Origin of the sequence: uncultured Halovibrio sp. (assembly GCF_913056445.1) — a bacterium.
In the GTDB taxonomy this organism is placed as follows: Bacteria; Pseudomonadota; Gammaproteobacteria; order Pseudomonadales; family Oleiphilaceae; genus Halospina; species Halospina utahensis_B.
Genome location: NZ_CAJXMA010000102.1, coordinates 1 through 9,363 on the forward strand (window position 1 = coordinate 1; position 9,363 = coordinate 9,363).

Here is a 9,363-nt window from a genome sequence, read left to right on the forward strand (position 1 = left end):
CGCGGCGGGCGTGCTGGTGGGCCTGCTCGGTGCCTCCTTCAACATCCAGGCCCATCTCCAGGCCCCCTGGGTTCTGGCCCTCTTTGCCGGGCTGTTCACGCTGCTGGCACTGGCCATGTTCGGCGTTTTCGAGATCCGCCTTCCGGAGCGCGTCATGAACCGCCTCACGCGCCAGAGTGAGCGCCTCAGCGGTGGTAATGTCGCCGGCGTGGCGGGCATAGGCGCTCTCTCCGCCCTGATTGTCTCCCCCTGCGTCACGGCACCGCTGGCCGCCGCCCTGGTCTATCTGAGTGCCACCCAGAATGCGGCCATGGGCGGACTTGCGCTCTTTGCCCTGGCGCTGGGCATGGGTACGCCACTGATTCTGGTGGGTACCGGGGGACGGCGCTTCATGCCGCAGCCCGGCCCCTGGATGAACCGCATCAAGGCGGCTTTCGGCATCCTCATGCTGGCCGTCGCCATCTGGCTGCTGGAACGGGTGATCCCCGGCCCGGCCACACTGGTGCTCTGGGCCCTCCTGCTGGCGGTCACCGGGGTCCAGCTGGGCGCTTTTGAACCCCTGGGCGAAGGCTGGCCACGCACCCGCAAGGGCATCGGCGTGGTACTGGTGCTGGTGGCCGCCATGCTTCTGGCCGGGGCCATGGCCGGGGCCGGTGACCCTCTGCGGCCCCTTGAGCCCTTCCGTGCCGGGTCCGGAAATGGCGCCTCCGGGCTACCGGAAGAACCCTTTGAGCGGATCGTCGACGCTGATCGCATCGAAGCCCGTCTGGAACGGGCAGCCGAGGCCGGCAAGCCGGTGATCCTGGATTTCTACGCGGACTGGTGCATCAGCTGCAAGGTGATGGAACGTCAGGTATTCGACACCGAGCCGGTCCTGGAAGCCATGAAGGGCTTCGAGCGCCTCCAGGTGGATGTAACGGAGAACACGGCCGCCGACCAGGCCCTGCTCGACCGTTTCAACCTTTTCGGGCCGCCCACCCTGCTGTTCTTCAACGCCCAGGGAGAGGAGCTCAAGCAGGCGCGCATCCTTGGCGAAATGGACCAGGACGAGTTCCTCGAGCACCTTGAGCGTGTCCGCGAGCGGACAGGCGTCTGAGCGTGGCCGGTTTCAGCCTGCGATCGCCCCTGCACCAGGGCGCCGCCTGTGTTCTTGCCGGCGAACTCCTGCTCGCCCTGATGGGAGCACAGGTCAAGGCACTGGCCCCGGAACTCGACAACACCATGCTGGTGTTTGCGCGCAACGCCCTGGGGCTCAGCATCATTCTGCCCATCATGCTGTGGCGCCAGGGGCCGGACTGCCTGCGCACAACCAACCTGCGCTTTCATGTGGTCCGGGGTGTGGTGGGCGTCTCCGCCATGTACTGCTACTTCTTCAGCCTGGGGGGACTGGCGCTGACCGAGGCGGTTCTGCTCAAGCTCACATCGCCCTTCTTCATCCCGCTGATCGCCTTCCTATGGCTGGGAGAACGCACCTCACTCTGGGCCCTGATGACCATTGTGCTGGGATTCTGCGGGGTGGTGGTCCTGCTGCAGCCCGGTCATGCCGGCATGCAGGACGTACTCTTCGTGACGGCGGGGGTCTCGGGGGCGGTTCTGGGTGGCACGGCCAAGGTCGCGATCCGCCGCATGGGCACGCGCGAGCCCAGTGCGCGCATCGTGGTCTACTTCGGCATCGTGGCAACCACGGTCTCGACGCCGGCTGCCCTGCTGAACTGGACCTGGCCCACCCTGTGGCAGTGGCTCGGGCTGGTTTCCATCGCTGCCTGCGCCACGGCCGCGCAGATGCTGATCACGACCGCCTACCGCATTGCGCCGGCTGGCCGTATCGGCCAGTTCACCTATTCGTCGGTGGTTTTTGCGGCGCTTCTGGGCTGGCTGATCTGGTCGGAACCGTTCACCCTCAACCAGGCCATCGGCTGCGTGTTCATCGTCGGGGCTGGGCTCCTGAACATGCGACGCTGACGCCGTTCAGACGGTGCGCTCGATCCAGTAGGTATACTGCTCGTCGCCAGCTTCCTCCTCGACCAGACGATGGCCGAGAAACTGGCAGAAACGCGGAATGTCACGCTGCGTGGACGGATCCGTGGCGATCACCCGCAGCACCCCGTTAACCGGCACATCCGCAATGCGGTTATGCAGCATCATGACCGGCTCCGGGCAGACCAGACCGGTGGCATCAAGGGTTGCATCGTACTCCCGGGTCAATGGCGGAACCTCCGTACACGCGTTTTCCGAATTTTCTGCCAGAATTAGGGTAAGGATACCATATTCAAAGGTAACCGCATGAGTAACAGGGAGCTTTCGGGGAGAGAACAACCATGATCCGTGTCATCATCGAGCGCTATATCGCTGAAGCCATGGAGAGCACCTATGATGCCCAGGCCCGCCAGGCCCTGCGCAACGCTGTTGAGATTCCCGGGTTCATTTCCGGCGAATCCCTCAAGGATGAGTACAATTCCCGTCACCGGGTGATCCTCTCAACCTGGCGCTCAACCGCGGACTGGTACCGCTGGTACGATTCCACGGAGCGCCGGGAGAAGATCAATCGTATCCGGCCGCTGCTGGAGTCCGATGAGCGCATCACGGTGCTGGAATACGCAGTCCCTACCGGGAACGTGTGAGCGGCGCCACACAGCAGGTGATCTCCTCCCGGTCGTGATACAGGTGAGCGGCTCTGACCGTCAGGTCCGCGCCGCTGGCGGCGATGCTTTCCTCCAGGCGCGCCCTGTATTCCTGCCAGCACGCCCAGCGCTGCTTCATGGGCAGCTTCAGGTTGAACACCGCCAGCCGGCACAGCCGGTTCTCAAGCCACTCCGCCATCAGCTCCACGACCCGGGCAGGCCGATCCACAATATCGCAGACCAGCCAGTCCACCGGATGCGACGGCCGCCAGCTGAAGGCATCCTCCGTCCTGTGGGTCACCAGCCCGGAGGCCATCAACGCCTCGTCCATGGGCCCGTTGTCCACCGCGGTCACGGCCAGCCCACGCTGCACCAGCTGCCACGTCCACCCACCCGGAGCGGCGCCCAGATCCACCGCCGTCATGCCATGCCGCAGCAGACGCTCGCGCTCATCCGTGGTGAAAAACCGGTGAAAAGCCTCCTCCAGTTTCAGCGTTGAGCGGCTGGGGGCCGTACCCGGCATCCGAAGGCGCGGGACGCCTTCATGAAAGGCCGATGACAGGGCTGGATCCCGGCGGGCGAGCAGGGCCCGACTGAAATCCGGGAGCAGGATTTCCAGACCCGGTGCACCCGCATCCCCATCAGGGTTCCCCTGCAGGATGCCCGCGCCGCGCAGCGCTTTCGCCAGTGGGCTGGTCCACTTGCGGGCAAAGCGCGGTAACGCCTCTTCAGTCTCCCCCAGGGGCACATGCACATCCACACGCCCGAAGGGCCCGCTCTCTCCGGCATCACGCAGCCCCTCGAGAACGGCACCAACACGGTCCTCGCCAGGCAGCGGATCCACTACACCGATGCCGGAATACCAGTCCCGCACGAAGACCAGGTTGCGCAACGACACCGCCCGCATGACCGGTTCCGCGGCCTGACCGGGCAGCTCAAAGCGTATCCAGCCGGCGGCTTCCGGGACAAAGAAACCATAACCGCCAACCTCTGCGGCGCGGCTGACCAGTTCCTGCCCCGCATCCGCCTCAAAGCCGGGCCGGCACAGCGCCCGGATCACACCTGTTTCAGTCATTACCTGTCCGTCTCCGTTGCCTTCACGAAAGCCCGCGCACTCTCCGCGGCTGTCGCCAGAACCCGCTCCGGATCCAGGCCGCTGCGGCGTGTGGGCATAAGCTCATGGTCTCCATCGGCCACCCACTCCAGATGGACCGGTCCGGGAAATGGCATGCGTGGCTCCAGCTCGCTTCGCTTCCCGAAGGGATCGCGCTCCCCATGCGCGATCCAAAGGGGCCGCTCAAGTTCCGCGAAGTGATCCGTCCGCCACTGTTCGGGCCTGCGTGGCGGATGGAAGGGGTAGCCGAACACCAGGGCTCCGGACACGGGTTCCGGACGCTGCTCCGGCGTCAGCAGCATGGAGGCCGTACGGCCCCCCAGCGATCGCCCACCGATCCAGAGGTGGTCCGCATCCGGCTCGCGGCGCCCAACCTCTTCGATGACTTCTCTCCAGACCTGGAGCAGAACGGGAGGACGATCCGGTGGACGTCGCTTGCCGGTGGTACGACGCTGCGCCATGAACGGAAACTCGAATCGTCGGACACGGAAGCCTGCCGCCGCCAGCGCGGTGGCAAGCCGCTCCATGGGCACGGAATCAGCAGGTGCGCCGGATCCGTGGGCGAGAACCAGAACCGGCCCCTGTTCGCCATTAAAGAGTATATCCAAAGGCACTACCGCATTAAGGTTTTGACATATATCATTGAGCACCAGCGCTGCGTTGCCTACGCTGCGCATACCCTCCAAACAGTCCCGGAAGAGCCGAACATGGAAACACAGACGTCCGCGGAAACCTATAACTACCGGGTGGTCAGGCAGTTTGCCATAGCCGCCGTGGTATGGGGTATCGTCGGAATGGGTCTGGGCGTGTTCATCGCTGCCCAGATGTTCCTTCCCCAACTGAACTTTGACCTGCCCTGGACAAGCTTTGGGCGCCTGCGCCCACTGCACACCAATGCGGTCATCTTTGCCTTTGCCGGCAGTGCCCTCTTTGCCACCTCCTACTATGTGGTGCAGCGCACTTCCCAGGCACGGGTGATCTCCGATCAGGCCGCCGCTTTCACCTTCTGGGGCTGGCAAGTGGTGATCGTTCTGGTCGCTATCACGCTGCCACTGGGCTACACCACCACCAAGGAATATGCTGAGCCCGAGTGGCCCATCAATATCCTGATCGCGGTGGTCTGGCTGACTTACGCCTACGTGTTCTTCGGCACTATCGCACGGCGCCGGGTCAAGCACATCTATGTGGCCAACTGGTTCTACGGCGCCTTCATCATCACCATCGCTATCCTGCACGTGGTCAACAATCTGGCCATCCCGGTCGGCTGGTTCGAATCCTATTCGATCTACCCCGGAACCATTGATGCCATGGTGCAGTGGTGGTACGGCCATAACGCGGTGGGTTTCTACCTGACGGCGGGTTTCCTGGGCCTGATGTACTACTTTGTGCCCAAGCAGGCCAACCGGCCCATCTATTCCTACCGGCTCTCGATCGTGCACTTCTGGGCACTGATCGCGACCTACGTCTGGGCCGGTGGCCACCACCTGCATTACAGCCCGCTTCCGGAGTGGGCCCAGACCGCTTCCATGGTCATGTCCCTGATCCTGCTGGCTCCAAGCTGGGGTGGCATGATCAATGGCATCATGACCCTGTCCGGCGCCTGGTACAAGCTGCGCACTGACCCCATCCTGCGCTTCCTGATCGTGGCGGTTTCCTTCTACGGCATGGCCACCTTCGAGGGCCCGCTGATGTCGATCCGTACGGTCAACGCCCTGTCCCACAGCACGGACTGGACCGTGGGTCATGTGCACTCCGGAGCTCTGGGCTGGGTTGCCATGATCAGCTTTGGTGCGCTCTATCACCTGTTCCCGCGCCTGTACGGGCTCAAGAGCATGTTCAGCATCCCGCTGATCAACCTGCACTTCTGGCTCGCAACAATCGGCGTGGTGCTCTACACCGTCTCCATGTGGATCAACGGCCTGCTGCAGGGCTTGATGTGGCGTGCCGTGAACGATGATGGCACCCTCACCTACAGCTTCGTAGAAGCGGTTGAGGCCAGCTATCCCGGTTATGTTGTGCGCTTCATCGGCGGCGCCTTCTTCCTGGCCGGCATGCTGGTAATGGCCTACAACGTCTGGCGGACTGTTGGCCAGAGTGAAACCGGCGCCCTTGATGATTCCACTGACGCAGTGCAGGGAGCGAACGCATGAGCCACGAGAAAGTTGAGAAAAACCTTGGCCTGATGGTCGGGCTGATCATTGTGGTGGTCAGCCTCGGCGGGTTGGCGGAGATCGTTCCCCTGTTCTTCGACTCTCAGGTCAACGAACCCGTTGAGGGGCTTGAGCCCCTGAGCGCTGTTGAGCTTGAAGGCCGTGACATCTACATCCGTGAGGGCTGCCACGTGTGCCATACCCAGAAGGTACGGCCTTTCCGCGCGGAGACGGAGCGTTACGGCCACTACTCAGTGGCTGGTGAGCACGTCTACGACCATCCCTTCCTGTGGGGCTCCAAGCGCACAGGGCCGGATCTGGCCCGCGTGGGCGGTCGCTATTCGGATGCCTGGCACCGCCTCCACTTCTATGACCCGCGGATGGTGGTTCCGGAATCCAACATGCCGGCCTATCCCTGGCTTTTCGAACAGAAGGTGGACCCAACCCAGACCGCAACCAAGATGCGGGCCCTGCGCACACTGGGCGTTCCCTACACCGATGAGCAGATCGCAAACGCTGAGGAGAACGTCCGCGGGACTTTTGAGATCCAGGCGCTGATCGCGTATCTGCAGCAATTGGGCACCGCTATACCGGAGCAGAGGTAACAACATGCCGTGGGAAACGTTGCTCAGTCAGTTCAAGGGCATTCATACGCTGCTGATGATTGCTCTCTTTGTGGGGATCTGCATCTGGGCCTTCAGCCCTTCCCGGCAACGGGAAAACGAACAGGCCGCGCACCTGGTTTTCGAGGACGAGGACATGGAAGCGCGCACCATCGAACAGCAACGGAGAGACAACCACGATGAGTAGTTTCTGGAGCATTTGGATCAGCGCGCTGATCCTGATTGTGGTCCTTGGGTGCTGGTGGCTGGTCTGGATCGTACGCCGGAACCAGCCTTCCGACCGCGTGGAGAACCGCAGCGTGGGCCATGAAGTCGATGGGATCGAAGAGCTGGACAACCCGCTGCCGAAATGGTGGTACTGGATGTTCATCGGGCTGATCCTGTTCTCCCTGCTCTATCTGGCGCTGTATCCAGGACTGGGCAACTACCAGGGTCTCCTTGGCTGGAGCCAGACCGAAGCATGGGAGCGTGAGATGGAAGCGGCACGCGAGAAATACGGACCGCTTTTCGCCCAGTACGCCGACACTCCCGCACCGGAGCTGGCGCATAATGGTGAGGCCATGCAGGCAGCCCAGCGTCTGTTCTCCAACAACTGCGCCACCTGTCACGGCTCCGCCGGGCGCGGCGGCTATGGTTTCCCCAACCTCACCGACGATAACTGGATCTGGGGCGGCAGTGTGGATGCCATCAAGCACACCCTGACCAATGGTCGTCAGGCGAACATGCCAGCACGCGGCATCAACCCGAACCTGAGCAATGATCAGCTCGGCGACATTACCGAATATGTGCTTTCGCTCAATGACCGCAGTGACGTGAATGAAGCAGCCGCGGAACGGGGCAAACCACTTTTCGCCCAGGCCTGCTCCACGTGCCACGGTCAGAATGCGAAGGGCAACCAGAACATGGGCGCCCCCAACCTGACCAACGACACCTGGCTCTATGGCGGCGATCGTGGCACCATCATGGAGACCCTCCAGTATGGTCGTAACGGTCATATGCCGGCCCAGAAGCAGCTGTCCGAGGACCAGATCCACCTCATGGCCGCCTATGTTTACCGGCTCTCCGGCCAGCATCGCGAGAAAGGAGCGGAATGAGCGACATACCCGTACGCCAGGTTGACGCCGGGCCCAACCCGGACCGGATCTACGTCCGCAGCACCACCGGTTTCTACCAGAAGCTGCGGACCGTCACTCTCTGGACGCTCATGGGTCTGTACTTCGCTGCTTGCTGGATCCAGATCAACGGGCGGCCATTGGTCCACTTTGATCTGCCGGAACGCCAGTTCCATCTCCTGGGGACCACCTTCTGGCCCCAGGACTTCTTCATCCTGACGCTGCTCCTTATTATCGCCGCGTTCGGGCTGTTCTTCGTCACCACGCTTTTTGGCCGTATATGGTGCGGGTTCACCTGCCCCCAGACCGCCTGGACCTTTATCTTCATGTGGGTCGAAGAGAAGGTGGAAGGCAGCCGAAACCAGCGCATGAAGCTTGACCGAAAGGGGTCACTGAGCCAGTGGCTGCCACGTAAGGTCCTAAAGCACGCCCTCTGGCTGGGGATAGGGTTCTGGACCGGTGTTACTTTCGTCGGCTACTTCTACCCCATCCGCGAACTGGTGCCGGATCTGTTCACCTTCAGCGTCACCACTGGCTGGGCCGTTTTCTGGATTGGCTTCTTTTCGGTGGCCACCTACCTCAACGCAGGCTGGATGCGTGAGAAAGTCTGCCTCTACGTCTGCCCTTACGCCCGTTTCCAGAGCGTCATGTTCTCTCCGGACACGCGGACAGTCACCTATGATGCCAACCGGGGCGAGCCCCGAGGTCCCAGGCGCAAAGATACAGACCGCGCTGAGGCGGGTCTTGGTGACTGCATCGACTGCAGCATCTGCGTGCAGGTATGCCCCACCGGTATTGATATCCGCAATGGCATGCAGTACGAATGCCTCGACTGTGGCCTCTGCGTTGATGCCTGCAACCAGGTTATGGACCGTATGGGCTATGACCGTGGCCTGATCCGGTACGCGACGGAGCGGGAAGTTGAAGGCCAGCCCCGCCGCCGTTTCCAGCCCCGGACTCTTGGGTACGGAGTGGCCATGGCACTTCTGCTTGGAACCATGGCCGTCCTTCTGATGCAGCGTGACACGCTGGACATCGAGGTCACCCGCGACCGGGGAGGGCTCTACCAAACCGGCCCCAACGCAACCATCGAGAACTCCTACAGCCTCAAGTTGAGCAACCGCACCAATCAGACACGCGAACTCAGCGTGCGGGTTGCCGGTCCCGAGGGCACCCATCTGCTCGAGCCCATCGCCATGGAGCTCGGGCCACTGGACACGCGCTCTCTTCCGGCAGTGGTGAGAATCCCGCAGCGTGAGCTTGAGGGAATGAGTACGCCCGTCACCTTTGAAGTCATCGCCGAGGGCTCCGAAGCGCGCAACAGCGCTGAGACCCCCTTCATCGGCCCCAGACCCTGAACAACGCCGGAACCACCATGACAGACGACGACACCAAGCGCCCCTGGTACCGCGAGCCCTGGCCGTGGGTCCTTATCGCGATCCCTGGGATCACCATCCTCTGGAGCATCTTTCTGATTCTGTTTTCCATGGAGCAGCATGTCTCGATGGTAGAGGATGACTATTACGATGAGGGCATGGGTATCAACCGCGAGCTTTCGCGGGATATCAAGGCCGCCAATCTGGACCTGACGGGCAAAGTCAGCTTCACCGACGGTGAGCGCCTTAACATATTGCTTGAGTCCCCGAAGCAGCGGAACTGGGAACGGCTCCAGGTGGAACTGACTCATGACACCCTGGGCGACCGCGATCAGACCACCATCGCCCAGCGTGTCGGGGAAGGCCG

Annotated in this window: 12 protein-coding genes; 9 read left to right on the forward strand and 3 right to left on the reverse strand. The window is 62.5% G+C overall.

Features of this window, described 5'->3' with window-relative positions:
- Both dsbD and QZ501_RS13825 read left to right on the forward strand, forming a co-directional pair.
- A partial coding sequence (gene dsbD / locus QZ501_RS13820) for a protein-disulfide reductase DsbD (RefSeq protein ID WP_295720308.1) occupies positions 1-1,096 on the forward strand: 1,096 nt, incomplete at its 5' end.
- Between the two features lie 2 nt (positions 1,097-1,098).
- Positions 1,099-1,962: a DMT family transporter gene (locus QZ501_RS13825; protein WP_295720312.1), complete on the forward strand. Its 864-nt coding sequence runs from the start codon at positions 1,099-1,101 to the stop codon at positions 1,960-1,962.
- A gap of 6 nt (positions 1,963-1,968) precedes the next feature.
- On the opposite strand, the gene tusA is transcribed toward QZ501_RS13825, so the two are convergent.
- A complete protein-coding gene (gene tusA / locus QZ501_RS13830; protein WP_151439433.1) occupies positions 1,969-2,205 on the reverse strand; it encodes a sulfurtransferase TusA in 237 nt (78 codons plus the stop codon).
- Positions 2,206-2,318: 113 nt separating this feature from the next.
- Between tusA and QZ501_RS13835 the strand changes: the two genes are divergently transcribed.
- Positions 2,319-2,621 carry an antibiotic biosynthesis monooxygenase gene (locus QZ501_RS13835; protein WP_095616990.1) on the forward strand — a complete coding sequence of 101 codons (303 nt, stop codon included), beginning with the start codon at positions 2,319-2,321 and terminating at the stop codon, positions 2,619-2,621.
- On the opposite strand, the gene rlmM is transcribed toward QZ501_RS13835, so the two are convergent.
- Complete coding sequence (gene rlmM, locus QZ501_RS13840) at positions 2,605-3,696, reverse strand: 23S rRNA (cytidine(2498)-2'-O)-methyltransferase RlmM (RefSeq protein ID WP_295720315.1); 1,092 nt, start codon at positions 3,694-3,696, stop codon at positions 2,605-2,607. The genes QZ501_RS13835 and rlmM overlap by 17 nt on opposite strands.
- Entirely contained in the window at positions 3,696-4,343 is a 648-nt protein-coding gene (locus tag QZ501_RS13845; RefSeq protein ID WP_151439431.1) for an alpha/beta family hydrolase, read from the reverse strand. Before QZ501_RS13845 ends, rlmM begins: the two co-directional genes overlap by 1 nt.
- 99 nt (positions 4,344-4,442) lie before the next feature.
- On the opposite strand from QZ501_RS13845, the gene ccoN reads away from it, so the two are divergent.
- From ccoN to QZ501_RS13875, 6 genes are all read left to right on the forward strand, one after another.
- Positions 4,443-5,885 carry a cytochrome-c oxidase, cbb3-type subunit I gene (gene ccoN, locus QZ501_RS13850; protein WP_151439430.1) on the forward strand — a complete coding sequence of 481 codons (1,443 nt, stop codon included), beginning with the start codon at positions 4,443-4,445 and terminating at the stop codon, positions 5,883-5,885.
- Entirely contained in the window at positions 5,882-6,490 is a 609-nt protein-coding gene (gene ccoO, locus QZ501_RS13855) for a cytochrome-c oxidase, cbb3-type subunit II (protein ID WP_151439429.1), read from the forward strand. The genes ccoN and ccoO overlap by 4 nt, the downstream gene beginning before the upstream one ends.
- Positions 6,491-6,494: 4 nt before the next feature.
- The gene (locus tag QZ501_RS13860; RefSeq protein ID WP_151439428.1) at positions 6,495-6,695 is read left to right on the forward strand and encodes a cbb3-type cytochrome c oxidase subunit 3; all 201 of its coding nucleotides are present in this window, start codon (positions 6,495-6,497) and stop codon (positions 6,693-6,695) included.
- A complete protein-coding gene (ccoP, locus tag QZ501_RS13865) occupies positions 6,688-7,602 on the forward strand; it encodes a cytochrome-c oxidase, cbb3-type subunit III (RefSeq protein ID WP_151439427.1) in 915 nt (304 codons plus the stop codon). The genes QZ501_RS13860 and ccoP overlap by 8 nt, the downstream gene beginning before the upstream one ends.
- The gene (ccoG, locus tag QZ501_RS13870) at positions 7,599-8,978 is read left to right on the forward strand and encodes a cytochrome c oxidase accessory protein CcoG (protein ID WP_295720322.1); all 1,380 of its coding nucleotides are present in this window, start codon (positions 7,599-7,601) and stop codon (positions 8,976-8,978) included. Before ccoP ends, ccoG begins: the two co-directional genes overlap by 4 nt.
- A gap of 17 nt (positions 8,979-8,995) precedes the next feature.
- A partial coding sequence (locus tag QZ501_RS13875; RefSeq protein WP_295720325.1) for a FixH family protein occupies positions 8,996-9,363 on the forward strand: 368 nt, incomplete at its 3' end.